Below are 22,793 nucleotides of genomic sequence, written 5' to 3'. Positions count from 1 at the left end.
GCACCTGGGGCAGCCCGGCGGGCCGGGCGAGCGCCGCGCGGACCGCCTCGGCGAGCGGCGGCAGAGAAGCCGGGGAGGAGGCAGGAGCCGGGGAAGCCTGGGAAGGCGGGGAGGTCTGGGGAGGCGGGGCCTGCCCGGCAGCCTCGGAGGACGCTTCCGAGGTCCGCAGTCTGCCGGGCCGGCCCGCCTCGACGTCGCCCCGCAGATGCAGCGCGACCACGGCCACCGTGACGGCGGCGCGGGGTCCGCCCCGCAGCAGCGCGACCTCGTACGGCCGGAGCCGGATCGATGTGCCTGTGCTCATGGCGACCCCCTGGAGCGGGACCCGCCGCCCCCGTGCCGGCGGGCCCCGCGTGACCACAATGTGCCCACCCCCGGCCGCTGTTGAAGCCCCTTGAGCCATGTTCAGAGGTTGATTTGAGGTTGTCGTAGCCGGCCTACGCCTCGCTCGTACCCCGGCCTACGCCTTGTGCTGATCGTGATGCTCCGACAGTCCCGGCCAGTCGTCGGGGCCGCCGCCCTGCCATTCGATGAGATCGCTCTCCTCGACCTCGACACGGTCCAGGTCGGCGAGGCGGAGGATCTCGACGACATCGTCGAGGTGCGTCGCGATCCCCAGGGTGGCGTCGCCCGAGGTGACCCTGCGGGAGCCGTCCAGGGCCGGCGGGTGGACCACGATGTGCGGGTGCTGCGTCGGATTGCCCATGCCCTCAGATTCCTGCGGGCACGGCCCGTCCGCACGCCGGGAGCGGGCCGAGGGGTACGGCCGGCTGGGCCGGGCGGGGCCGTCGCCGGCCCGTCTGCGCACACCCGCCACCCTCGCTCCCCGCCGCCCGCGTAACGCGTCGCGCTCCCCGGCGCGACCGGGTCACGGTCTCGCGGGGGAGCGCGGGGAGGGTCCGGAGGATCGATCGGAAGGGACAGGGGCCGCGACGGATGCGACGGAGCCGGGACGTCCTCCCTCAGGTCGAGAGGAGCGCCACGTTTCCTTCACCACCGCACTGGCTCGCACGCCGCCGCGGCTCCTGTCCCCTCGCCCGCTCCGCACCGCGATCACCCCTCATCCGGATCGCCGGCGCGGACGGGCCGCGCCCTGAACCATGACGCTGCGTCAGGTCGGGGGCGCGAGCCGGGGGTTCGGTCCTCGCTCGGGCGCGGACCGATGTCTCCACGCGCGTGTCCTGTACGGGATCGCGCGGGGAAGGGACTGGATTCCGGGCGGCGCCGTCGCCTGGGCGCGACAGGACAGATGTCAGCGGCGGCGCCGCCCGGAAGTCTGGGAAGGGGGTTACAGCCGGGCGCCGGAAAGCCGTTCCACGGCGCGCAGCAGCGCCGAGTGGTCGAGGCCGCCGTCGCCCTGCGCGCGCAGGCTCGCGACCAGTTGCGCGACCACGGCGCCGACCGGCAGGGCCGCGCCGACGGTGCGGGCGGCGTCCGTGACGATGCCCATGTCCTTGTGGTGCAGGTCGATGCGGAAGCCCGGCGCGAAGTCGCGGTTCAGGAAGTTGTCCCTCTTCCGCGTCAGCACGGTCGATCCGGCCAGTCCGCCGTTGAGGACGTCCAGCGCGGCCTTCAGGTCCACGCCCGACTTCTCCAGGAAGACCACGGCCTCGGCGCACGCCTGGATGTTCACCGCGACGATCAGCTGGTTCGCGGCCTTCACCGTCTGGCCCGAGCCGTGCGGCCCGCACAGCACGATCGTCCTGCCGAGCGCCTCGAAGACCGGCTCGGCCCGGTCGAAGTCGGCCTGCTCGCCGCCGGCCATGATGGACAGCACCGCCTCGACCGCTCCTGCCTCACCGCCGGACACCGGCGCGTCCAGGACACGGATGCCCTTGTCCTTCGCCGCCCTCGCCAGGTCGATGGAGGTCTGCGGGGTGATGGAGGACATGTCGATCAGCAGAGTGCCGGGGCGCGCGTTCTCCAGGATGCCGTCGGGGCCGTACGCGATGGCCTCGACCTGCGGGGACGCCGGGACCATGGTGATCACGATTTCGGCGTCACGGACGGCCTCGGCGATCGAGCCGGCCGAGCGTCCGCCGGCGGCGGTCAGCCGGTCCAGCTTCTCCCGCTCAAGGGTGTATCCGGTTACCTCGTAACCCGCCTTGATCAGGTTCTCGGACATGGGGGAGCCCATGATGCCGAGGCCGATCCAGGCGATCTTGGGGAGGTTGCTCATGATGGGGTGCCTCTCGGTACGGGGATGTTCGGCGGGCGGCGAGGGTCTTTCGTTTGGGTCAGGCCGGATGAGGGAGCGGGGTCTGGTGCTGGGGGCACCTCCCACGCCTTTCGGGCAGTGGGGGAGCATCGCAAGGCGGAGGAGGGAGTCAGGGCGGAGCCCGTGGGGGCCCCTCCCGCTCGAGCGAAGCCGAGAGCGGGGGAGAATGACGACAACGCGGCGAGGTGTGGTGCCAGGGCCCGCGAGCCCGGCCTGATCCAAACGAGAGGCCCTGGGACCCGGGGCCTGCCGGTGCTACCGGGGCAGCCAGTCGAAGGCCGCCGCGCTCGGACGGTCGCCCGGCTTGTACTCCAGGCCCACCCAGCCCTCGTAGCCGGCCTTGCCGAGCCGGTCCAGCAGGTCCTCCAGGGGCAGTGAGCCGGTGCCCGGCGCGCCGCGGCCCGGATTGTCGGCGATCTGCACGTGGCCGGTCCTGGACGCGTACCGGTCGATCACCGAGGGGAGGTCCTCGCCGTTCATCGACAGGTGGTAGAGGTCCATCAGGAACCGGGCGTTTCCGAGACCGGTCGCCGCGTTGACCTTGTCGACGATGCCGACGGCGGCCGGAGCCGACACCAGGGGGTACTTCGGTGACTCGGGCCGGTTCAGCGCCTCGATCAGCAGGATCGCGCCGATCCTGTCGGCGGCCCGCGCCGCGAGCGCCAGGTTCTCCAGGGCGAGCGCGTCCTGTTCGGCCGGGTCCACGCCGTCCACGCGGTTGCCGTAGAGCGCGTTGAGCGCCGTACAGCCGAGGGACTGCGCGAAGCCGGCGGCCACGTCGATGTTGGCGCGGAACCTCCGCGACTCCTCGCCCGGGACCGACAGAGCGCCGCGGTCGGGGCCGGGCAACTGGCCGGCGTAGAAGTTCAGGCCGGTGAGCCGGACGCCCGCGTCCTCGATCGCCGTCCTCAGCGCGTCGAGTTCGCGCTGCCGGGGGGTGGGGGTGTCGGTCCAGGGCCACCACAGTTCGACCGCGGTGAAGCCGGCCGCGGCGGCGGCCGCGGGGCGCTCCAGGAGCGGGAGTTCCGTGAAGAGGATCGACAGGTTGACGTTGAAGCGCTGCTCTGCGAATCCCATGAGGTCCGGCGCTCCCTTCCGTGGACGGCTTCCACACACCGGCCATGAATTCCGTATTGTGGAAGTTGGTTTCTGCCTATTGGAAGATTGCCGTCGGGGGTCACGGCTTGTCAAGAGGTGCGGCGGAGACGGGGCCCCGGCGCCCCCCTGACCGACCCGCCGGTCGGTTAAGGTCGGGGTCCGGGAGCCGCCCCGATGGTCCGTTCGTGCGTCGGCGGGTCCTCCCGGAGCGCCCTCCTTGGTGAGGGCGGGGGGCAAAGGCGCAGGTCAGGCAGGTCAGAGAGGTATGGGGCGCGATGCGACTGAGGGTTGAGTTCACCACCGAGCCCTTCGATCTCGACGAGGCACCCGCGCATGCGCTGGTCGCCCGCGAGGTCGTCGAGGCCGCCGACCTGGACGCCGTCGACGTGGGCCCGTTCGGCAACACTGTGGAGGGTCACGCCGACGCCGTGCTGGGCGCGGTCGACGCCCTGCTCCGCAAGACCCTGGAAGCCGGAGCCACCCGGATCTCCCTCCAGGTCAACGTCCTCGGGGAGGGCGAATGACAGGGTCCGGGCGCGAGTCCTTCATCGCCGCAGTGAAACCGCTGGTCGACGCCATGGGTGGGGAGCTGGTCCCGCCGGACGAGGCCGGTCCCGACGACGTCGTGCTGGCCTGGGAGGGCGCCGACGCCCTCGCCGTACGGCTGCCGCAGCTCGCCGACTCCCTCGACCACATCCTGGCCGCGATGGAACGCAAGAAGGGCAAGCCCCTCGCCGATCTGGACCGCAAGGCCAAGCAGGAGGTCGTACGGATACTGGAGGCGCGCGGCGCGTTCTCCGTGCGGCACGGCGTGGAGACGGTGGCGGGCGCACTCGGGGTAAGCCGTTTCACCGTCTACAACTACCTCAACCGCGAGAAGGGGAGCTGAGCGGTCGGCTGTGGCCCCGCGGGGGGCTCCGGGTTTCGGGGCTCCGGGTTTCGTTACCCGGAATTTTCAACAAAGTGTTGACTGGTTGTCGCGGGTAGGCGTTAGCTAGCCGCAGTCCGATCAGCACGAAGGCCGTTCTCGGCCACGGAGGCTCCCGTGACGTCGACTTCCCCGCCCCCGGGACTGGCCCGGTTCAACGCCCTCGAAGAGTCCGCGGCCCTCGCCGTACTCCATGAGGCCTGCGCCTCCACCACCTGGGCGAAGCACCTGCTCGCGGCCCGCCCGTACGCCACCGCCGACGACCTGTACGCCGCCGCTGACGCCGCCATGGCGGAACTGACCGCCGCGGACCTGGACGAGGCGATGGCCGGGCACCCGCCCATCGGCCGTCCCCAGCCCGGCGACCCGACCTCCGCCCGCGAGCAGCGCGGCATGGCCGGCGCCTCCGGGGAACTCAAGGCGCAGATGCTCGAACTCAACCTGGCCTACCAGGAGAAGTTCGGTCACGTCTTCCTGATCTGCGCCACCGGCCGCACCGGCGAGGAGATGCGCGACGCCGTACGGGAACGGCTCGCGAACGCGCCGGAACAGGAAAGGGAGATCGTCCGCACCGAGCTGGGCAAGATCAACCGTATCCGCCTGGCCCGACTCGTCGAAAACGGTGTGGACGGATGAGCCGGGCTCGTTCGGCCGTCCACCGGGTGACCGAGGACGGCTGAGGACGACGAGCCGACCGAGAGCCGACCGAGCCGACCGAGCCGACCGAGCCGACCGAAGAGGACGCCCCCGACCATGAGCACCAGCACCGGCACCACCGCCTCCGTGTCGACCCACATCCTGGACACCAGCGTCGGCCGCCCCGCCGAGGGCGTCGCCGTCGACCTCTCGGCCCGCGCGGGCCGGGAAGCGGACTGGCGGGCGCTCGGCGGTTCCGCGACCGACGCGGACGGCCGGTGCAAGGACCTGCCGGCCCTGCCGGAGGGAACCACACACGTACGGCTCGACTTCGCCGTCGAGCCGTACCTCGAGAAGACCGCGAAGAAACAAGCCGATGCGCAGCAGGACGCCCCCGCGAATCGGGACAGCGGTCCTGGCGTGTTCTTCCCGGAGGTGGCGATCACGTTCGCCGTCGTGCCGGGCGAGCACTACCACGTGCCGCTGCTGCTCAACCCGTTCGGCTACTCCGTTTACCGAGGGAGCTAGCTAGATGCCCACCTTTCTGGGACAGAACCAGTACGGCAAGGCCGAGAACCGAGTCGTCAAGATCACGCGGGACGGCGCCACCCACCACATCAAGGATCTCAACGTCTCGGTGTCGCTGAGCGGCGACATGGACGAGGTCCACTACTCGGGCTCGAACGCCAACGTGCTGCCGACCGACACCACGAAGAACACGGTGTACGCGTTCGCCAAGGAGTACGGCATCGAGTCCGCCGAGCAGTTCGGCATCCACCTCGCCCGCCACTTCGTCACCTCGCAGGAGCCCATCCACCGGGCCCGCATCCGCATCGAGGAGTACGCCTGGGAACGGATCGAGACCTCCGGCGCCGGCGCGAAGGAGACCGGCTCCGATCAACAGCCGAAGCACTCCTTCGTCCGTCAGGGCCAGGAGACCCGGCTCACCCAGATCACCTACGACGGCGAGTCCTGGGAGGTCGTCTCCGGCCTGAAGGACCTGGTCGTGATGAACTCGACGGACTCCGAGTTCTGGGGTTACGTCAAGGACAAGTACACGACGCTCCCCGAGGCCTACGACCGCATCCTCGCCACCCAGGTGTCCGCCCGCTGGCGGTTCAACTGGACGGACGACGGGCGGGAGATGCCGGACTGGGAGGAGTCCTACGAGCAGACGAGGAAACACCTCCTCCAGGCTTTCGCGGAGACGTACTCCCTCTCGCTCCAGCAGACGCTGTTCCAGATGGGGTCGCGGATCATCGACCACCGCGACGAGATCGACGAGGTCCGCTTCTCCCTCCCGAACAAGCACCACTTCCTCGTGGATTTGGGGCCGTTCGGGCTGAAGAACGACAACGAGGTGTACCTCGCCGCAGACCGGCCCTACGGCCTGATCGAGGGGACCGTCCTGCGGGACGGCTGCGAGGCCCGCATCCCGGTGGACCTCAGCAACCTCTGACGTATCCGTTCCCCACGCGTCCGTTCCATCGCGGCACCCGTGACCGGGCAAAGCGGGAACGGAAGGGGCAGCGGCTACTGCGCCCCTTCCCTTCCCGCCCCGGTCACGGCACTCAAATCTTCCGGGGTCCTGCCGTGCCCTCTCCCTCTCACCGCAAAGGACGAACCATGGCAGCAGACCGGCGCATCGTCATCGAGAACTGTGCGATCGCGACCGTCGACGCCCACGACACCGAGCACGCAAGCGGTTACGTCGTGATCGCCGGCAACCGCATCGAGTCGGTCGGCGCGGGCCCGGCCCCGGCGGGTCTGGAGAACGTCGCCCGCCGCATCGACGCCACCGGCCACCTGGTCACTCCCGGTCTGGTCAACACCCACCACCACTTCTACCAGTGGATCACCCGCGGGCTGGCCACGGACCACAACCTGTTCGACTGGCTGGTCGCGCTCTACCCCACCTGGGCCCACATCGACGAGCCGATGGTCCGGGCCGCCGCGCAGGGCTCGCTGGCGATGATGGCCCGCGGCGGTGTCACCACCGCCATGGACCACCACTACGTCTTCCCGCACGGTTCCGGCGACCTGTCCGGCGCGATCATCGGTGCCGCACGGGACATGGGCGTGCGCTTCACCCTGGCCCGTGGCTCCATGGACCGCAGCGAGAAGGACGGCGGCCTGCCCCCGGACTTCGCCGTCGAGACCCTGGAAGGCGCCCTCGCCGCCACCGAGGAGACCGTACGGCAGCACCACGACGCCTCCTTCGACGCGATGACCCAGGTCGCCGTCGCCCCCTGCTCGCCCTTCTCCGTCAGCACCGAACTGCTGCGCCAGGGCGCCGAGTTGGCCCGCCGTCTCGGCGTACGGCTGCACACGCACGGCTCGGAGACCGTCGAGGAGGAGAAGTTCTGCCACGAGCTGTTCGGTATGGGCCCGACCGACTACTTCGAGTCCACGGGCTGGCTCGGCGAGGACGTGTGGATGGCGCACTGCGTCCACATGAACGACTCCGACATCGCCGCGTTCGCCCGTACGAAGACCGGTGTCGCGCACTGCCCGTCGTCCAACGCCCGGCTCGCGGCGGGCATCGCCCGCGTCCCCGACATGCTGGCGGCCGGTGTCCCGGTCGGCCTCGGCGTCGACGGCACGGCGTCCAACGAGTCCGGCGAACTCCACACCGAACTGCGCAACGCCCTCCTGATCAACCGCCTCGGCGTCCACCGCGAGGCCGCCCTGAACGCCCGTCAGGCGCTGCGCCTGGGCACGTTCGGCGGCGCCCGGGTCCTCGGCCGGGCGAGCCAGATCGGCTCGCTGGAGCCGGGCAAGCTGGCCGACCTGGTGCTGTGGAGGATGGACACCCTCGCCCACGCCTCCATCGCCGACCCGGTGACCGCGCTGGTCCTGGGCGCGGCGGCCCCGGTCACCGCCTCCTTCGTGAACGGCCGTCAGATCGTCGAGGACGGCCGGCTGCTCACCGCCGACGAGGACGCGATCGCCCGCGCGACCCGCGAAGAGGCCCGGCGCCTGGCGCGGATCGCCGCACAGGGATGACCCGGGGCTGACCCGTAGAGACTCCGGCCGGGAGGGACGGCTCCCGGCCGGTGGCCCTGGACCCGCAAGGGTCCACGGCGGCCGTGACCGGGGTGCGTGCGAACGCGCGCGCCCCGGAACGGTCACCACGCCGTTTCCCACCGTTTCCCCGGTCCCGCACGACCGTGCACCACCTCCATGAAACCCACGCCAGAGCTGCCGTGTAACCGACCGGAGGAGAGCCGCCGTGTCCGCTCAACCACCCGCCGCGATAGCCGAACCAGCCGCCCCGCCCGTCCACCCCGTGGACGAGAAACTCCCCGCCCTGAAAATGGCGACAAGCGGTCTCCAGCATGTTGCCGCCATGTACGCCGGAGTCGTCGCCCCGCCGCTGATCGTCGGTGCCGCCATAGGTCTGAGCGCCACCGAACTCACCTTCCTCACCGGCGCCTGCCTGTTCACCGCGGGCCTCGCCACCTTCCTGCAGACACTGGGCATCTGGAAGATCGGCGCCCGCCTGCCGTTCGTCAACGGCGTCACCTTCGCCGGTGTCGCCCCCATGACGGCGATCGTCGCCTCCACCGAGGACAGGTCCGACGCGCTGCCCGTCATCTTCGGCGCGGTGATCGTGGCGGGACTCCTCGGCTTCCTCGCGGCCCCCGTCTTCTGCAAGGCGGTCCGCTTCTTCCCGCCGGTCGTCACCGGCACCGTGATCACCCTCATCGGTGTCTCGCTGCTGCCGGTCGCCTTCGGCTGGGCGCAGGGCCCGAACCCGGCCGGCGACGACTACGGCTCGGCGACGAACCTGACCCTCGCGGGCGTCACCCTGCTGCTGGTCCTGCTTCTGCGCCGCTTCACCCGGGGCTTCGTCAAGCAGATCGCCGTGCTGCTCGGCCTGGTCGCCGGAACGCTCGTCGCGATCCCGTTCGGCGTCACCGACTTCGGGCCGGTCGCCGCCGCGGACGTGGTCGGCTTCCCCACCCCCTTCCACTTCGGCGCCCCGCAGTTCCAGCTCGCGGCGATCCTGTCGATGTGCGTGGTGATGGTCGTGTCGATGACCGAATCGACCGCCGACATGCTCGCGCTGGGTGAGATCGTCGACCGTCCGGCGGACGAGAAGACGATCGCGGCGGGCTTGCGGGCCGACACCCTCGGCTCGGCGCTCAGCCCCGTCTTCAACGGCTTCATGTGCAGCGCCTTCGCCCAGAACATCGGCCTGGTCGCGATGACCCGGATCCGCAGCCGGTACGTCGTCGCCACCGGCGGCGCCTTCCTCGTCCTGATGGGCCTGTGCCCGATGGCCGCCTCACTCATCGCCGTCGTACCGCGCCCGGTGCTCGGCGGGGCGGGCGTGGTGCTGTTCGGCTCTGTCGCGGCAAGCGGTATCCAGACCCTCGTCCGGGCCGGCCTGGAGAAGGACAACAACGTGCTGATCGTCGCCGTATCCCTCGCCGTCGGCATCATCCCGATCACCGCGCCGGGTTTCTACCACGCTTTCCCGGAGACGGCACGGATCGTCCTGGACTCGGGCATCTCCACGGGCTGCGTGGCGGCCGTCCTGCTCAACCTCGTCTTCAACCACCTCGGCAGGACCGTCGACGCCCAGGACGTGACGCACCCGATGGAGGCGGGCGAGGAGATCACCGGGGCGACGCGGGCCCCTGCCACGCCATGAGATGAGCGAAGCCCCACGACAGCTCGGCGGACGACAGGCGAATCCCTTCAAGCCGAGCAATTGGCAGATCCGGGCCAGAGACACGCCGTAGAACCGGCAGATCGCTGGCCTGTATCTGCCCATCAGCTTCCGTGAAGCGGATTCGCCAACAGCACCGCACGCCCGGCGGGGGCTCGCCGTCAGCCCCGCCTCCGTACGGTTCAGCGCGGTGCGGGAGCCTCGCACGGCGTGGCCCTCGGCAGCCGTCCCGTGAAGTACGCCTTCGGTGGCACGCCCATCAGGGTGCGGAAGTCGGCCGTCATGTGGGACTGGTCGTAGTAACCGGTTGCGGCGGCGAGTTCGGCCCACCGGGCGCCCGCCGCGTGGGCCAGGACGTGCCGTACGCGGTCGATGCGGGCGTAGTGCTTGGGGGAGAGGCCCACTCCTTCCGCGAACAGGTTGCGCAACTGGCGTTCGCTGACCGAGAGGTCGCGAGCGACGTCCTGGACGGCGGCGGCTGTGCGGTCGCGGTGGGTCGACAGGGCCGCGGTGGCGGCTCGCAGCAAACGGCTGCGGGAGGTGTCGGCCGGAGGCGGGAGCAGCTCCGCGAGGCGGGCGGTGAACTCCTCCTCGTCCAGCGCCGCCAGCTCACGTGCCAGTCGGCGGGCCGTGCGCGTGGGCAGTTCGCGCAACGGCACCGCGCGGCCCACCAGATCGACCGCGGCGACGCCCAGCAGCGGGCGTGCCGCACCCGGTCCCAGCCGCAGCCGCGTGCAGGACGTCACCCGCCGGTCGGCGTCCGTGTGGTACGTGGCGCGGGTGCGCGGCCCGACGACCAGGGTGTCGCGCCGCCCGTCGGCCTCGACGCGCACGACCAACCGGGCCGCCGTGTCCGGGGCATGGGTGAAGGAGTCGGGCAGCGGGCCCGTGACACGCATCGACTCGATGCCGGAGATCCAGGGGCGCGCCCGCTCGGGGACGGTCAGCGACTGCTCGGCGAGGGCGTTGGTCACCCCTTCACCGTAGGCGCACCGGCGGCCTCGCGGGCCTGTCGAAGCGTGCCGGAAATTCCTAGTAACCCGTTGCCCCGGCCCGCCAACGTGAGAGCCATGATCCTCGTGACCGGTGCCACGGGCACCATCGGCAGTGAACTCGTACGGCGGCTCGCGGCGCGCGGAGAGAAGGTGCGCGCCCTCGTCCGCGACCCGGCGAAGGCCAGGGCCATGGCTCTCCCCGCGGGCGTGGAGGTGGCGCGGGGCCACTACGGCGAACCCGCCTCCCTGGAAGCGGCGATGACCGGCGTGACGGCCGCGTTCCTGGTGGGCGTCCCCGGCCCCGGCACCGGCCCTGGCGGCGGCCACCGGTCCGACGAGGCCCTGGTCGAGGCGGCCGTGGCGGCGGGCGTGGGACGGCTGGTGAAGCTTTCCGCGATCGCGACCGGCGACCCTGCCGTGGGCCCCTCCGGTACGTGGCACCTGCCGGGGGAGCGGGCGGTGCGTGACAGTGGCGCCGAGTGGGCCGTCCTGCGGCCCTCGGCCTTCGCCTCGAACACGCTGAGCTGGGCGGAGCCCGTCCGGTCGGGTCTGCCGGTGCCGAACATGACCGGCGACGGCGCACAGGGCGTGATCGACCCGCGTGACGTGGCCGAGGTCGCGGCGCTGACCCTGCTGGACGGGGGGCTCGCCGGGCGGACGTACACCCTCACCGGGCCGGAGACGATCAGTGCGCCCGGACAGGCCGCCGTGCTCGCGGACGTACTCGGCCGCCCGGTCACGACCCGCGACCTCACACCCGACGGGACACGCGAACTCCTCCTGGCCTGGGGGCTGGAGGAGGCGCAGGTGCAGGGGATGCTGGCCGGTACCGCCTTCGCGCGCGCGGGCGGCAACGCCGTCGTCACCGAGGACGTGCCCGAGTTGCTGGGGCGCGCGGCGCGGACCTACGGGGAGTGGGCGGTGGCGCACCGGGGGGCGTTCGAGGCCGCGTGACGGGCCGGCCGGAGGGCCAGATCAAGGTTGGCCCGGCCGCTCACGGCGGGTCCGGCAGCGACCGGCCGGGGGTCAGCCCGCGTCCCGCACCCGTGGTGTCCGCAACACCGCCGCCGCCAGTATCAAGGCCGCTGTCGCGATCAGCGTCGCCACCCGGAAGGCCAGTTGGTAGCCCTCGGCCGTGGCCGGGAGGGGGGTGGTGCCCGTGGCGAGGAGGGTGTCGGTGTGCTGGGCCGCCAGGGTGGTCATCACGGCCAGGCCCAGCGAACCGCCCACCACCTGCGTGGTGTTGAAGAGGCCGGAGGCCAGTCCGGTGTCCTCCTCCCGTGTCCCCGACATCGCGAGGCCGGTCAGCGCGGGCATCGCGGCGGCGAAACCGGCCGCGAGCAGCAGTATCGGCGGGAGTACGTCCGCCGCGTACGAGCCGTCGGCCGGGGCGCGGCTCAGCAGCGCCATGCCCGCGGTGATCAGGACCAGGCCGGCCAGCAGCACGCGGTACGCGCCGTAGCGGGCGATCGTGCGGGCGGACAGGCCGAGCATCAGCAGGCCGATCGCGACCGGCGCCGGAAGGAAGGCCGTACCGGTGGCCAACTCGCCGTAGCCGAGGACGCGTTGCAGGTACAGGGCGCCGATGAACTGGAAGCCGTACATCGTGGCGATCATCAGGATCTGGACGGCGTTCGCGCCGCTGAGGAGCCGGGAGCCGAACAGCCGAAGGCGGAGCAGGGGGCGGGCGGTGCGGGCCTGGCGCAGGATGAAGCCGGCGAACAGGGCGGCGGCGAGCAGGGCCAGAAGGGCAGTGGCGGTGGCGTCTCGGTCGCCGGCGCCGACGATGACGTACACGGTGAGCATGAGGGCGCCGGTCACCAGGGCGGAACCGGGGTAGTCGGCGCCCTTGCCGAGGCCGGCGCCGCGGTCGGGGGCGAGGATGCGCAGGGCGGCGAACCAGGCGAGCACGCCGATCGGCAGGTTGATGAGGAAGATCCAGTGCCAGCTGAGGAGTTGGGTGAGCGCCCCGCCGAGGAAGGTGCCGAGCGCGCCGCCCGCCGCGCCGACGGCGCTGAACACCGCGATGGCGCGGGCCTGTTCGCGAGGTTCGGGGAACAGGGACACCAGCATGCCGAGGACGACGGCCGAGGTCATCGCCCCGCCCACGCCTTGCAGCGCACGGGCCGCGATGAGCACGCTCTGTCCGGTGGCCACCCCGCACAGCACGGACGCCGCCGTGAACACCGCGAGGCCCGCCGTGAACATCCGCTTGCGCCCCACCAGGTCGCCGAGCCGTCCGGCCAGCAGGAGGAGACCGCCGAAGGGGATCAGGTAGGCGTTGACGACCCAGGCCAGGCCCGGAGCGCTGAAGCCGAGGTCGCCCTGGATGGCGGGCATCGCCACGGTAACGATGTTGCCGTCCAGGATCGTCATCAGCGTTCCGGCGCACAGGACGACGAGCGACGCCCAGCGGGAGTAGGTCCGGGGGTGTGACATCCGGTTCGAAGCCAGGTCCGGTGCCTGGTCCGGTGTCCGGTTCGGTGAGCCGACCTTGGTGGACATGGTCTGGGGGCCTCCGCTGTCTCCGTAGGAACGATGCGTGCCCTTGGTGCACGACTTGTAACGGAGCCCATCGTGAGTGACCCTGGGGGGAGTCGTAAGGAGGCAGTCGGATGTCCCAGAGGAACACCGGTGTTACCCCGCAGGTGGTGAACGCGCACGCGTGCCCGGTGCGGGAGGTTCTTGACAGGGTCTCGGGCAAATGGAGTGTGCAGATCCTCGTCGCGGCAGCGCACGGCCCGATCCGTTTCACCGAACTGGAGCGCGGCATCGAGGGCATCAGCCGCCGGATGCTGACGCTCACGCTGCGCAATCTGGAGCGCGACGGGCTCGTCACGCGTACGGTGCACCCGACGGTGCCGCCGAAGGTGGAGTACGAACTGACGCCGGTGGCCCTTGAGTTGCACGAGACCCTGCTGCGCCTGACCGGCTGGGCCGAACGCAACAGGGTCTTCATCGCCGAGTCCCGCGCGGCCTACGACTCCGAGCACGACCGGGAGCTGACCGACGCGTAGGGCTGCCGGGGCAGAGATGCCCCCGGGGGTCAGAGTCCGAACAGGCTCGGGTCGGTGGCCAGTTCCTTGAAGTGGTGTGCGGGGTCGGCGACCATCCGCCGTGTCTCCAGGTTCAGCAGGCCGCCGACCGCGGACAGTTCGGCCGCGACCGTGCCGTCGGTCCTGCGGATGATCTGCTCGATGCGGAACGTCTTGCCGCCACCCCATGCGAAGACGCACGTGACGTCGACCTCGTCGCCCGCGAGCAGTTCGCGCCTGTAGCGGATGGTCGTCTCCAGGGCGACCGGTCCGATGCCCCGGCCGATCAGCCCGGCCTGGGTGATGCCCGCGGCCTGGAGCAGTGACCAGCGCGCGTGCTCCGCGTAGTTGATGTACACGCTCTGGTTGAGATGGCCCTGCACGTCGGTCTCGTATCCGCGCACGGTGACCCGCACGGAAAACGGCTCGCTCACGGCTTCCCCTTTTCGTCGCCGAGCACGGTCGGTGCCCTGTCCACCGATCTTGGCACGCCCTCACACGCGGCGCGGGGAAGCCAGCAGATAGCGGGTTCTGCTCCGGGGATCGGTGTGCTCGCTCGCGTGCCAGCCCGCCTTCTCCAGCGTCGCCGCGCAGGCCCGCAACGTCTCCTCGTCCGGACCCTGTACGGCGATCGCGTCCGGCTGAGGGCTGGCGCGCACCAGGTAGCCAACGGCGTCGGTCCCGCCGCCGCCCGGTCTGCCGGCGTCCGCGCCGGCGGGCGGGTGCCCGGCCGCCTCCAGGGCGAGCGCGGCGGCCTGCACCAGATGCGTACGCTCCCACCCGCACGGCCGGTCCACCGCCCCGTCCGGGTTGGTCATGCGGCGCAGCTCCAGCAGCCCCTGCCAGGCGCTGTGCACCTCCCGCACCCGCGACGGCCCGCCGTCCGGCGGATCCTCCTCCCCGCCGACCCGCGCCGTGAACACGCCGGTCTCCGCGCGCGGGGCATCGACCACGGCGGCGGGCTCGGCCTCGGGCTCCGCCTCCCGAATCCGGTGTCCGGCCGGGGTGAGGAAGTGGTCGTGCGGCGGCCTCGGGTGCCGGAACGCGAGCCCTCGCCCCACCAGCGCGGCGAGCTGCGCATCCGTGCCCCGCAGCCGCCCGGTGACGGGATCGGCGGCGTCGATCACACGCCGCTGGGCGGCGGTCGGCGGTCGTGTCACGGCCTGCTCCCTCCGGGCGACGGTACGGCTGTCCCACCGCTACGAAGGTTACGACCAGCCACTGACAATCCGGCCCGACCGCAGACCCCCTCCCACCTGCCCCCTCAGGCTCCCGGCCTGATGTTCCAGCCCGCGATCACATGCCGACCGTGCTCCGTGCCCAGCCGGCACAGTGCCCCGGTCGCCAACTGGAACAGGGCCCCCGCCGACGGCGGCAGACCGAGCCTTCGCGCCGTGAGCACGCGCAGGAAGTGCCCGTGCGCGACCAGCACCACGCACCCCTCCGTGTTGGCGTGCGCCGCGTCCACCTTCGCCAGCATCCGGTCGGCCCGTTCCCCGACCTGCTCCGGCGTCTCCCCGGGATGCTCCGGCGGGCCCGGCGCGACACCGTCCGTGAACAGGAACCAGTCCGGCCGCTCCCGGTGGATCTCGACGGTCGTGACGCCCTCGTACCCGCCGTAGTCCCACTCCTTGAGGTCCGCGTCGGCCCGCACCTCGTGCAGCCCGATCAGCTCCGCCGTCTCCCGCGCCCGCTGGAGCGGACTGGAGAACGCGGCACCGATCCGATGCGACCGGATGAGGGGCACCAACTGACGCGCCTCCTCCCGGCCGTGCTCGGTGAGCGGGACGTCCGTCAGTCCGGTGTGCCGGCCGGTGCGCGACCATGCGGTCTCGCCGTGCCGCACCAGGAAAAGATCACCCATGCCGCAAGAGTCGCACAGGCGTGCACCGGCACCCCGCAGCGCGGGGCACCGGTCTGTCGTACGTACGTCAGTGATCCGCGGCGTACGAGACGAACGCGGCCCACTCCGACGGGGCGAAGGCGAGGTGGGGGCTTCGGTGGTTCTTGGAGTCCCGTATGCGGACGGCTTCGCGGGTGAAGGCGACTTCCACGCAATCCGGGCCGTCGTTCGTGCTGTAACTGCTCTTGAACCACTCCAGCTCGGGTCCGTTCCCCGGCGTGGGGTTGGGCATCATGTCTCTCCCAGCACTTTCTCGATGAAGGCCAGCGACTCACGGGGGGGTGAGGGCCTGCGCCCGGATGATCCCATAGCGGATCTCAAGGACCTGGATCTCCTGCGGATTTGAGATCAGGCGACTCGTCAACTGAACCTCGTTGTGTCCCACGGTGTCGCCCTCCTTCAGCTTCATCAGCCGGAGCGACCCGGCGAGACCGGCGTGGTCCTCCCGGTCCGTGGGCATCACCTGGATTTCAACGTTCCGCAGCTGACCGATCTGCAACAGGTGTTCGAGTTGCTTGCGCATCACCATTCTGCCCCCGAGCGGGCGACGCAGCGTCACCTCTTCCAGGACGAAACTGAAGATGGGAGCGGGGTGCGCGGTAAAGATTCTCTGGCGTGACAGCCGGGCGGCGACGAGGCGCTCCAACTCGTCCTCGGTGAACAATGGGCGCCGCATCCCGTACAGCGCGCGTGAGTACTCGGGAGTCTGAAGTAGCCCGTGGATGACGGTGTTGATGTAGGCGCACAGCTCGACCGCCTTCGCCTCCAGCTTGGCCAGGTCCCGCACCTTCTTCGGGTACCGGGCCTCCTCCACGTCCTTCTGTAACCCGGCGATCAGTCCACCGGCCTCCAGTACCTTGTCCGCCGCCTCCAGGAACGCCGGCTTCGGGGCCCGCCGTCCCCGCTCCACGGAGGACACCTGCTCCTCGCTGTACCGGATCGCCGCGCCCAGTTCGGCCTGGGTCATCCCCTGGCGTTCCCGGCACATCTTGATGACCTTGCCGACGGTCCGCAGTACCGCCGTCGACTCCTCGTCGTCGCTCTGCGGCTCTTCCCCGTCGCCGAACTGCTGCGGTCCCTGTTCCGTCGCGCCCACCCTCGGACACCTCCTCGTGCCGTTCGTCCTCAACCCCGCACCGAGGCGGCACGTAACGCGGCGGCGCCCGGACATCCCCGGACAACGACCGGACAGTGACGACGCGTACCGCCGATGGTGCTCCTCAGATTAGAGTCGTTCGACCACGCTGAGTGACATGAACTCCGAGATTGCCCACCCGGCTCCGGCGGACGCCGAACACACCGCCCCCACCCGCCACTTCACCATCCGCCTCTCCGCGACCCCGAGCGGCGCCCGCCTCGCCCGTCACCTGGCCGCCGAGCAACTCGACACGTGGGGCTGGCCGTACGCCACCGATGCGAACGGCACGGCCGCGCTGCTCGTGGGCGAACTCGCGGCGAACGCGGTACGGCACGGCCGGGAGCGGGGCCGCGACTTCCGGCTCCGCCTGACGCTGTACCCGGCCGACGCCACACGGCGTTCAGACATGCGCCGTCCGGACACGCTCCGTATCGAGGTGACCGACGCCCGCCCCGGCGACCGCCCACCGGCGGCCGGATCGCTCCGGCCGCCCGCGCCCGACGCCGAGTCCGGCCGGGGCCTCCTCCTCGTCGAGGCGCTGTCCACCCACTGGGGGACGACGGGCGGGGACCCGTACACCAAGACGGTGTGGTGCGAGGTCGGCCTCGGCGCCTACTGCCGGTAACCGCTCAGGAAGCGTCCGATCCGGCCGATCGCCGCCTCCAGGTCCTCCGCGTGGGGGAGGGTGAGGATGCGGAAGTGGTCGGGGGTCGGCCAGTTGAAACCGGTTCCCTGGACGACCTGGATCTTCTCGCGCAGCAGCAGGTCCAGGACGAACTTCTCGTCGTCGTGGATGGGATGGACCTTGGGGTCGATGCGCGGGAAGGCGTACAGCGCGCCCTTGGGCTTCACGCAGGAGACGCCGGGAATCTCGTTGAGCTTCTCCCAGGCGATGTCGCGCTGGTCGCGCAGTCTGCCGCCCGGCACGGTCAGTTCGCGGATGGACTGGCGGCCTCCCAGCGCGGCCTGGATGGCGTACTGGGCGGGCGCGTTGGCGCACAGGCGCATGGAGGCCAGCATGGTGAGGCCCTCCAGGTAGTCCCGCGCGTGCTGCCGGGGACCGGTCACCACCAGCCAGCCCGAGCGGAAACCGGCTACCCGGTACGTCTTGGAGAGGCCGCAGAAGGTGAGGACGACCAGGTCGGGGGCGAGCGCCGCGGCCGAGTGGTGCACGGCGTCGTCGTAGAGGATCTGGTCGTAGATCTCGTCGGCGAAGACCATCAGGCCGTGCCGGCGGGCCAGGTCGAGGATGCCCTCGATGATCTCCCTGGGGTAGACCGCGCCGGTGGGGTTGTTCGGGTTGATGATGAGGACGGCCTTGGTGCGGTCGGTGATCTTGGACGCCATGTCGTCCAGGTCCGGGTACCAGTCGGCCTGCTCGTCGCAGAGGTAGTGGACCGCCTTGCCGCCCGCGAGGGTGGTGACGGCCGTCCACAGCGGGAAGTCGGGGGCCGGGATGAGGATCTCGTCGCCGTCCTCGATCAGCGCCTGTACGGCCATGGAGACCAGCTCCGATACGCCGTTGCCGAGCCAGACGTCGTCGACGTCGACCTCCAGGCCCCGTTCCTGGTAGCGCTGGGCGACCGCCCGGCGGGCCGAGAGGACGCCGCGCGAGTCCGTGTAGCCGTGGGCCTGCGGGAGCATCCGGATCATGTCCTGGAGGATCTCCTCCGGCGCCTCGAAGCCGAAGAGCGCGGGGTTGCCCGTGTTGAGGCGCAGCACGCTGTGCCCCGCCGCCTCCAGTGCGTTGGCGTGCTCGATCACCGGGCCGCGGATCTCGTAACAGACCTCGCTGAGCTTGTTGGACTGCCGGAACTCCATGCGCCCCTCCGGTATCTGGTGTTACTTGGTTTTACCAAGTTAGAGCTTGGAAAGTCCAACGACATGTCTAGACTGCGTCGCATGCCACCTCGCCGAAGCTACGACCAGTACTGTTCCGCCGCCCGCGCCCTCGACACCGTCGGCGACCGCTGGACCCTGCTGATCGTCCGGGAGCTGCTCGCCGGCCCGCGCCGCTACACCGACCTGCACGCCGACCTGCCGGGCGTCAGCACGGACGTACTCGCCTCACGGCTGAAGGACATGGAACGCGACGGACTCGCCACCCGGCGCCGGCTGCCGCCGCCCGGCGCGGCCAGCGTCTACGAACTCACCGGCCGCGGACGCGCGTTGCTGCCCGTGCTCCAGGCGCTCGGTGCCTGGGGGCAGGCGGAACTGGGGGAGCGCGGGCCCACCGACGCGATCCGCGCGCACTGGTTCGCGCTGCCCCTGCTGCGCACCCTGGAGGGCGAGGGACTCGTCGAAGTCCGGCTGGACGAGGGCCACTTCCATCTCTTCGTCGGCACGGGCGAAGGGCCCGTGTACGGCCACGGAGCGGCCCCCGGCCCACCCGACGCCCTGCTCGTCATGGACACCGCCACCTGTACGGCGGTGGCGCAGGGCGAGCTGAGTCTCGTCGACGCCGTGCGCGCGGGGCGTATCGCGGTGAGCGGCGAGGGAGCCCTCGCCAAGGGTCTGCGGGAGGCCTGAACGCTCGGAAGGCCCGCACGAGGTGCGGGCCTTCCCAGTGGGCGTCAGGCGCCCGGTGGCACCTGCCTCGGCCGTCCCGGACCGCGGGTCAGGGCGTACCCGCCGATCCCGGCGAGCGCGGCCAGCACGCCGCCGATCCCGGTCCACACCCAGCGGTCGGTCCACCAGCCGGAGGACCAGCCGTCGTCCGGCTCGATGCTCGACAGCACGGCGGAGGCGGACGAGTCGTCCCCGTCTCCGTCCTCGCCCTCGTCCTCCGCCGACGACTTCACGGCGATGCCCGGCACCAGGGGCTCGGCGAGCGAGCCGTCCACCGCCGCGGCGCCGCCCATGTCCTTGGAGTCGACGCGCAGTTCGGCGCCGACCGGCAGGCCGAGGTCGGCCGTCTTCAGGCCGAGAGCCGTCAGGCGGACGTAGTACGTGCCGGGCAGCGGGTCGTCGGCCCACGGCTCCGACCAGGCGCGGACCGTGCGCAGCACGCAGGCCAGCTCCAGGGAGGCGGTGCCGGAGGCGGCGGTGCGGGTCTGCGCGCCGTACTGGCAGGCCTGGCGGCGCCGCAGACCGTCGTACACGTCGACCTGCCAGGTCTGGCCCGCGTGCTCCTCGGGCAGCTTCACCTTCGCCGTCACGGTGGGCCGTTGGCCCGCGTCGGCCGGGAACGACCAGTACAGGTAGTCGCCCGCGGAGCCGCTCGCGGTCGCCGTCCGCCCCTGGTCGACCTCGGTCGCCGTACGGAAGGACGTGCCGGCCGTCGTGGGCGCCGAACCGTCCTCGGAGGGGCTCGCCGACGGGGTGGAGTCGGCGGCGGCCGGAGCTGCCGCCAGGCCGAACGCCAGCAGGGTCGTGCTCAGTACACGGGTGATACGCATCAGTTGGTCCTCCAGACCGCGACACGCCAGCGCGACAGCCAGCCCCACAGAACGCCCGCGAGGAAGCCGGCCAGCACCAGGGCGCCGAGCAGCCACCAGCCGCGGCCCAGACCGAACGAGGCCACGTCGCTCGCCTGCGAAGGACCGTCGACCACGTCCACGGTCAGCTCCAGCGGCATGCCCGGCGTGGTCTTCACACCGGCCGCCGCCGAATAGGAGTTGGTCACCTGCACGCACACCGTCTCGGCGGGCGCGTCGTCGTCGCTCTCCGCCTTCGGGTAGCGCAGACCGGTCGAGATGACGTCGGTACGGCCGTTCCCGGCCGCCTCGCCGCGCACGATCTCCCGGCCGTGCGCCGTCACCGCCCGCACCAGCAGGCCGTAGTCGGGGTTCATCGCCCGGTCCGCCGACACGCTCACCGAGGCCCGCAGCTCCTTGCCCGGATCCAGGTCCACGCGGTACCAGCGCTCCTGGCCGAACTCCTCACGGTCGGTGTACAGGCCCGACTTCAGCGTCGGCGCCTTCGCGCAGGAGTCCGCGCCCTGGGTGGCGACCGGCGTCACCACGGGGTCGGCCGCGCGGTCCACCAACTGGTTGACCTTGTCGGTGAGTTCCTCGGTGTGCTCGACCGAGGTGTAGGTGCCGCCGGTGGCCTCGGCGATGCAGCTGAGCTGCTGGCGCATCTTCACGTTCGGCACCAGGCCGAGGGTGTCGATGGTCAGGCCGATGCCCTTGGCCGCTATCTCGCGGGCCACCTCGCACGGGTCGAGCGGGGCGCAGGTGTCCTCGCCGTCGCTGATCAGCACGATCCGCTTGGAGCCGGTGCCGCCGTCGAGATCCTCGGCCGCCTTCAGCAGGGCCGGGCCGATCGGGGTCCAGCCGGTGGGCGTGAGCGTGGCCACCGCGGCCTTGGCCTCGGTACGGTCAAGCGGGCCCACCGGGTACAGCTGCGCGGTGTCCTTGCAGCCCGTCTTCTGGTCGTCGCCGGGGTAGTTGGCCCCCAGGGTGCGGATGCCGAGCCGGACCTCCTCGGGAGTGGCGTCCAGCACCTCGTTGAAGGCCTGCTTGGCCGCGGCCATCCGCGACCCGCCGTCGATGTCCTTCGCCCGCATGGAACCGCTGACGTCGAGCACCAGGTTGACCTTGGGCGCATTGGCTGTGGTCTCGTCGGCGACCGCCCCGGCCGGGAACGCGAGCCCGGCCGTGAGCGCGGCGAGCAGGGCGCAGAAGCCCGCCGCCAGCCGTTGTGTTCTGATCATCGGCGGATCCTATTGACCAGAGGTGTCCCGCTTCAAAACGTGATCAGAAACCCTGACCGACCAACGGGTTGGGCAGCTCCGCCCACCGGTCCCCGGACCCGCCCGGCGAGAGCCGCATCAGCGTCAGCGCCTTCACCGGCACCGGCTCCTCGCGCAGCGCCCGCAGGTCGACCGTGTCCGGCACCCGCGGTACGGCCGCCGCCAGCGCCGTGCCCAGCGCCTCCCCGCTTCCGGCGGTGGCCGCCAGCGCGCCCGCCACCAGCGAGCCGAACAGTTTGCGGCGCAGCGCCGTCACGTCGTCGGTCAGGATCCGGGCCGGGAGTTCGGACGCGGCCACGCCGTGCCGGGCCAGGCGTGCCGGGCTGACCCGGATGTCGGCGAGGTCGCGGTACACCAGCCGCAGCGGCGCACCCGACGCCGACAGCACGACCAGCAGATTCTGGCCGTGCGCCTCCAGGGCCACGCCACGCTCCAGCAGCCGCAGCCCCACGGTCAGCGCCAGCCGCGCGAACTCCGCCGACCAGGCGGGTGAGGCCGCCAGTTCGGTGGTGGCGAGGGCGGCCACCGGGACGACGTGCTCGCCCGGACCCGCGTACACGGCGGGAGACTCCCGCAACACGGCGGCCAGATCCGGGGAGTTCGCCGTGACGGCGCCCAGCGAACGGGTCATGTGGAGCAGACCGTCCGTGTGTTCCGCCAGGCTCTCCGCGAACGCCGACAGCGCGGCGGACGCGGCGACCGAGCCCACCGAGATGTCCCGCACCGACGACGTCAGCCGGGCGCTCAGCGCGGTCTTCACGTGCGGACCGCCCGGCACCGCGAGCGTGCGCAGCGACATCAGCGGATGCGCGGCGAGCCCCTCCGGGCACGACCGCTTCAGCACGTGCGCCGCCTGCCACGGGTGCACCGGGATCATCAACCGCCGCCCGTCCCGCAGTCCGTCGGGCCACTCGCCCGAGACGAGGCACTCCTCGGCCGGAACCGGCAGCAGCCCCAGCCGCACCGCCGGCGGCCGGTGCTCCGGCCCGTACGCGAGCTGCTCGGACACCGAGAAGCCGGGCCGGGAACGGCAGCTGGGGTGGTACGGGTGCCCGTCGACCACCCGCTGCTCCCACTCCCAGTCGTGCGCGGGCCACTCCTTCGCGCCGGGATCCCCCGGTTCCTGCCCGGCGCGGGACAGCGCCAACGACGCCGTGCTGTGCGCAAGTTCGGCGGCGAGGCCCCCGCCGTACGGCACGGCGAGCTCCGTCACCAGCCGCGCGGGATCGTCGTACGCCGTCCCGGCCAGGTCCACGGCCCTGACGTAGGCGGTGGTCGCGTACGGGTCGGCGCGCGGGCCGTGCAGCCGTCGGCCGTCGGCGAGGTGCAGCGTGAGGCCGTCGCGGGCGGGCACCCGGCGTACGACCCACGGCAGCGGCTCGTGCGCGAGGGCCCGCCACAGACGGGTCAGCACGGCCGCGCGGTTCGCGGCCGAGCTGTCCGGCGCCCGCGCGGCCGTGCTGACCCG

24 protein-coding genes and 2 pseudogenes are annotated in these 22,793 nt (G+C 71.6%); 11 read left to right on the top strand and 15 right to left on the bottom strand.

Annotated features, from left to right (window positions below; translation table 11 throughout):
• From BZL64_RS41135 to BZL64_RS15055, 4 genes and pseudogenes are all read right to left on the bottom strand, one after another.
• Positions 1-304: pseudogene (locus tag BZL64_RS41135) on the bottom strand (TIGR04222 domain-containing membrane protein); the annotation flags it as partial.
• 156 nt (positions 305-460) lie between these two features.
• The gene (locus BZL64_RS15065; protein WP_086769697.1) at positions 461-706 is read right to left on the bottom strand and encodes a hypothetical protein; all 246 of its coding nucleotides are present in this window, start codon (positions 704-706) and stop codon (positions 461-463) included.
• Positions 707-1,288: 582 nt separating this feature from the next.
• The gene (locus tag BZL64_RS15060) at positions 1,289-2,179 is read right to left on the bottom strand and encodes a 2-hydroxy-3-oxopropionate reductase (protein ID WP_086769696.1); all 891 of its coding nucleotides are present in this window, start codon (positions 2,177-2,179) and stop codon (positions 1,289-1,291) included.
• Between the two features lie 294 nt (positions 2,180-2,473).
• Positions 2,474-3,295: a TIM barrel protein gene (locus tag BZL64_RS15055; protein WP_086769695.1), complete on the bottom strand. Its 822-nt coding sequence runs from the start codon at positions 3,293-3,295 to the stop codon at positions 2,474-2,476.
• A gap of 296 nt (positions 3,296-3,591) precedes the next feature.
• Here BZL64_RS15055 and BZL64_RS15050 point away from each other — a divergent pair, with 296 nt between their 5' ends.
• From BZL64_RS15050 to BZL64_RS15020, 7 genes are all read left to right on the top strand, one after another.
• Positions 3,592-3,840 carry a thiamine-binding protein gene (locus tag BZL64_RS15050; protein ID WP_086769694.1) on the top strand — a complete coding sequence of 83 codons (249 nt, stop codon included), beginning with the start codon at positions 3,592-3,594 and terminating at the stop codon, positions 3,838-3,840.
• On the top strand, positions 3,837-4,205 hold the full coding sequence (locus BZL64_RS15045) for a helix-turn-helix domain-containing protein (protein ID WP_086769693.1): 369 nt from the start codon (positions 3,837-3,839) through the stop codon (positions 4,203-4,205). Before BZL64_RS15050 ends, BZL64_RS15045 begins: the two co-directional genes overlap by 4 nt.
• 156 nt (positions 4,206-4,361) lie before the next feature.
• Complete coding sequence (gene uraD, locus BZL64_RS40595; protein ID WP_086769692.1) at positions 4,362-4,880, top strand: 2-oxo-4-hydroxy-4-carboxy-5-ureidoimidazoline decarboxylase; 519 nt, start codon at positions 4,362-4,364, stop codon at positions 4,878-4,880.
• A gap of 117 nt (positions 4,881-4,997) precedes the next feature.
• Positions 4,998-5,408 carry a hydroxyisourate hydrolase gene (gene uraH, locus BZL64_RS40590; RefSeq protein WP_086769691.1) on the top strand — a complete coding sequence of 137 codons (411 nt, stop codon included), beginning with the start codon at positions 4,998-5,000 and terminating at the stop codon, positions 5,406-5,408.
• 4 nt (positions 5,409-5,412) lie between these two features.
• Complete coding sequence (pucL, locus tag BZL64_RS15030; RefSeq protein WP_086769690.1) at positions 5,413-6,339, top strand: factor-independent urate hydroxylase; 927 nt, start codon at positions 5,413-5,415, stop codon at positions 6,337-6,339.
• Positions 6,340-6,506: 167 nt separating this feature from the next.
• Positions 6,507-7,886, top strand: coding sequence for an 8-oxoguanine deaminase (locus tag BZL64_RS15025; protein ID WP_086769689.1), 1,380 nt, complete (start codon positions 6,507-6,509; stop codon positions 7,884-7,886).
• Between the two features lie 310 nt (positions 7,887-8,196).
• Positions 8,197-9,540 (top strand): nucleobase:cation symporter-2 family protein, encoded by a 1,344-nt coding sequence (locus BZL64_RS15020; protein ID WP_086769688.1) that lies wholly within the window; start codon positions 8,197-8,199, stop codon positions 9,538-9,540.
• 200 nt (positions 9,541-9,740) lie between these two features.
• Here BZL64_RS15020 and BZL64_RS15015 read toward each other — a convergent pair whose 3' ends face one another.
• Positions 9,741-10,532 carry a helix-turn-helix domain-containing protein gene (locus tag BZL64_RS15015; RefSeq protein WP_244205343.1) on the bottom strand — a complete coding sequence of 264 codons (792 nt, stop codon included), beginning with the start codon at positions 10,530-10,532 and terminating at the stop codon, positions 9,741-9,743.
• A gap of 96 nt (positions 10,533-10,628) precedes the next feature.
• Here BZL64_RS15015 and BZL64_RS15010 point away from each other — a divergent pair, with 96 nt between their 5' ends.
• Entirely contained in the window at positions 10,629-11,507 is an 879-nt protein-coding gene (locus BZL64_RS15010) for an NAD(P)H-binding protein (RefSeq protein ID WP_425276047.1), read from the top strand.
• A gap of 72 nt (positions 11,508-11,579) precedes the next feature.
• Here the strand turns inward: BZL64_RS15010 and BZL64_RS15005 are convergent, their stop codons facing one another.
• On the bottom strand, positions 11,580-12,929 hold the full coding sequence (locus tag BZL64_RS15005) for an MFS transporter (RefSeq protein WP_244205344.1): 1,350 nt from the start codon (positions 12,927-12,929) through the stop codon (positions 11,580-11,582).
• 239 nt (positions 12,930-13,168) lie between these two features.
• On the opposite strand from BZL64_RS15005, the gene BZL64_RS15000 reads away from it, so the two are divergent.
• A complete protein-coding gene (locus BZL64_RS15000) occupies positions 13,169-13,570 on the top strand; it encodes a winged helix-turn-helix transcriptional regulator (protein WP_086769686.1) in 402 nt (133 codons plus the stop codon).
• A gap of 29 nt (positions 13,571-13,599) precedes the next feature.
• On the opposite strand, the gene BZL64_RS14995 is transcribed toward BZL64_RS15000, so the two are convergent.
• From BZL64_RS14995 to BZL64_RS14975, 5 genes and pseudogenes are all read right to left on the bottom strand, one after another.
• Complete coding sequence (locus BZL64_RS14995; RefSeq protein ID WP_086769685.1) at positions 13,600-14,022, bottom strand: acyl-CoA thioesterase; 423 nt, start codon at positions 14,020-14,022, stop codon at positions 13,600-13,602.
• A 60-nt stretch (positions 14,023-14,082) separates the two neighbouring features.
• On the bottom strand, positions 14,083-14,748 hold the full coding sequence (locus BZL64_RS14990) for a hypothetical protein (protein WP_086769684.1): 666 nt from the start codon (positions 14,746-14,748) through the stop codon (positions 14,083-14,085).
• A 104-nt stretch (positions 14,749-14,852) separates the two neighbouring features.
• Positions 14,853-15,452, bottom strand: coding sequence for a histidine phosphatase family protein (locus BZL64_RS14985; protein WP_086769683.1), 600 nt, complete (start codon positions 15,450-15,452; stop codon positions 14,853-14,855).
• Between the two features lie 67 nt (positions 15,453-15,519).
• Positions 15,520-15,726, bottom strand: coding sequence for a DUF397 domain-containing protein (locus tag BZL64_RS14980; protein WP_341868801.1), 207 nt, complete (start codon positions 15,724-15,726; stop codon positions 15,520-15,522).
• Positions 15,723-16,479 (bottom strand): annotated as a pseudogene (locus BZL64_RS14975) (helix-turn-helix domain-containing protein). The gene BZL64_RS14980 and the pseudogene BZL64_RS14975 overlap by 4 nt, the downstream one beginning before the upstream one ends.
• Before the next feature lie 265 nt (positions 16,480-16,744).
• On the opposite strand from BZL64_RS14975, the gene BZL64_RS14970 reads away from it, so the two are divergent.
• The gene (locus BZL64_RS14970) at positions 16,745-17,254 is read left to right on the top strand and encodes an ATP-binding protein (RefSeq protein WP_086769681.1); all 510 of its coding nucleotides are present in this window, start codon (positions 16,745-16,747) and stop codon (positions 17,252-17,254) included.
• Here the strand turns inward: BZL64_RS14970 and BZL64_RS14965 are convergent.
• Complete coding sequence (locus BZL64_RS14965) at positions 17,242-18,450, bottom strand: pyridoxal phosphate-dependent aminotransferase (protein WP_086769680.1); 1,209 nt, start codon at positions 18,448-18,450, stop codon at positions 17,242-17,244. The two genes, BZL64_RS14970 and BZL64_RS14965, sit on opposite strands and share 13 nt — an antisense overlap.
• Positions 18,451-18,531: 81 nt before the next feature.
• On the opposite strand from BZL64_RS14965, the gene BZL64_RS14960 reads away from it, so the two are divergent.
• Entirely contained in the window at positions 18,532-19,158 is a 627-nt protein-coding gene (locus tag BZL64_RS14960) for a winged helix-turn-helix transcriptional regulator (RefSeq protein WP_086769679.1), read from the top strand.
• 44 nt (positions 19,159-19,202) lie between these two features.
• Here BZL64_RS14960 and BZL64_RS14955 read toward each other — a convergent pair whose 3' ends face one another.
• The 3 genes from BZL64_RS14955 to BZL64_RS14945 all read right to left on the bottom strand — a co-directional run.
• Entirely contained in the window at positions 19,203-20,027 is an 825-nt protein-coding gene (locus BZL64_RS14955) for a hypothetical protein (protein ID WP_086769678.1), read from the bottom strand.
• The gene (locus BZL64_RS14950) at positions 20,027-21,286 is read right to left on the bottom strand and encodes a VWA domain-containing protein (RefSeq protein ID WP_086769677.1); all 1,260 of its coding nucleotides are present in this window, start codon (positions 21,284-21,286) and stop codon (positions 20,027-20,029) included. The genes BZL64_RS14955 and BZL64_RS14950 overlap by 1 nt, the downstream gene beginning before the upstream one ends.
• 43 nt (positions 21,287-21,329) lie before the next feature.
• The coding region (locus tag BZL64_RS14945; RefSeq protein WP_107430295.1) for an IucA/IucC family protein at positions 21,330-22,793 on the bottom strand (1,464 nt) is incomplete at its 5' end.

Origin of the sequence: Streptomyces bobili, from assembly GCF_002154575.1 — a bacterium.
GTDB classification, from domain to species: Bacteria; Actinomycetota; Actinomycetes; order Streptomycetales; family Streptomycetaceae; genus Streptomyces; species Streptomyces bobili.
The sequence above is the reverse complement of the archived record's forward strand: the minus strand, read 5'-3'. Positions and strand labels throughout refer to the sequence as shown.

What these genes read in the sequence shown, in the direction of transcription:
- BZL64_RS15065 (WP_086769697.1), bottom strand. Translation starts at nt 706, where the DNA reads ATGGGCAATCCGACGCAGCACCCGCACATCGTGGTCCACCCGCCGGCC.
- BZL64_RS15000 (WP_086769686.1), top strand. Translation starts at nt 13,169, where the DNA reads ATGTCCCAGAGGAACACCGGTGTTACCCCGCAGGTGGTGAACGCGCAC.
- BZL64_RS15055 (WP_086769695.1), bottom strand. Translation starts at nt 3,295, where the DNA reads ATGGGATTCGCAGAGCAGCGCTTCAACGTCAACCTGTCGATCCTCTTC.
- pucL (WP_086769690.1), top strand. Translation starts at nt 5,413, where the DNA reads ATGCCCACCTTTCTGGGACAGAACCAGTACGGCAAGGCCGAGAACCGA.
- BZL64_RS14970 (WP_086769681.1), top strand. Translation starts at nt 16,745, where the DNA reads ATGAACTCCGAGATTGCCCACCCGGCTCCGGCGGACGCCGAACACACC.
- uraH (WP_086769691.1), top strand. Translation starts at nt 4,998, where the DNA reads ATGAGCACCAGCACCGGCACCACCGCCTCCGTGTCGACCCACATCCTG.
- BZL64_RS15025 (WP_086769689.1), top strand. Translation starts at nt 6,507, where the DNA reads ATGGCAGCAGACCGGCGCATCGTCATCGAGAACTGTGCGATCGCGACC.
- BZL64_RS15060 (WP_086769696.1), bottom strand. Translation starts at nt 2,179, where the DNA reads ATGAGCAACCTCCCCAAGATCGCCTGGATCGGCCTCGGCATCATGGGC.
- BZL64_RS14960 (WP_086769679.1), top strand. Translation starts at nt 18,532, where the DNA reads ATGCCACCTCGCCGAAGCTACGACCAGTACTGTTCCGCCGCCCGCGCC.
- BZL64_RS14985 (WP_086769683.1), bottom strand. Translation starts at nt 15,452, where the DNA reads ATGGGTGATCTTTTCCTGGTGCGGCACGGCGAGACCGCATGGTCGCGC.
- BZL64_RS15010 (WP_425276047.1), top strand. Translation starts at nt 10,629, where the DNA reads ATGATCCTCGTGACCGGTGCCACGGGCACCATCGGCAGTGAACTCGTA.
- BZL64_RS14980 (WP_341868801.1), bottom strand. Translation starts at nt 15,726, where the DNA reads ATGATGCCCAACCCCACGCCGGGGAACGGACCCGAGCTGGAGTGGTTC.
- BZL64_RS14965 (WP_086769680.1), bottom strand. Translation starts at nt 18,450, where the DNA reads ATGGAGTTCCGGCAGTCCAACAAGCTCAGCGAGGTCTGTTACGAGATC.
- BZL64_RS14950 (WP_086769677.1), bottom strand. Translation starts at nt 21,286, where the DNA reads ATGATCAGAACACAACGGCTGGCGGCGGGCTTCTGCGCCCTGCTCGCC.
- BZL64_RS15005 (WP_244205344.1), bottom strand. Translation starts at nt 12,929, where the DNA reads ATGACGATCCTGGACGGCAACATCGTTACCGTGGCGATGCCCGCCATC.
- BZL64_RS15050 (WP_086769694.1), top strand. Translation starts at nt 3,592, where the DNA reads ATGCGACTGAGGGTTGAGTTCACCACCGAGCCCTTCGATCTCGACGAG.
- BZL64_RS15020 (WP_086769688.1), top strand. Translation starts at nt 8,197, where the DNA reads ATGGCGACAAGCGGTCTCCAGCATGTTGCCGCCATGTACGCCGGAGTC.
- BZL64_RS15045 (WP_086769693.1), top strand. Translation starts at nt 3,837, where the DNA reads ATGACAGGGTCCGGGCGCGAGTCCTTCATCGCCGCAGTGAAACCGCTG.
- BZL64_RS14955 (WP_086769678.1), bottom strand. Translation starts at nt 20,027, where the DNA reads ATGCGTATCACCCGTGTACTGAGCACGACCCTGCTGGCGTTCGGCCTG.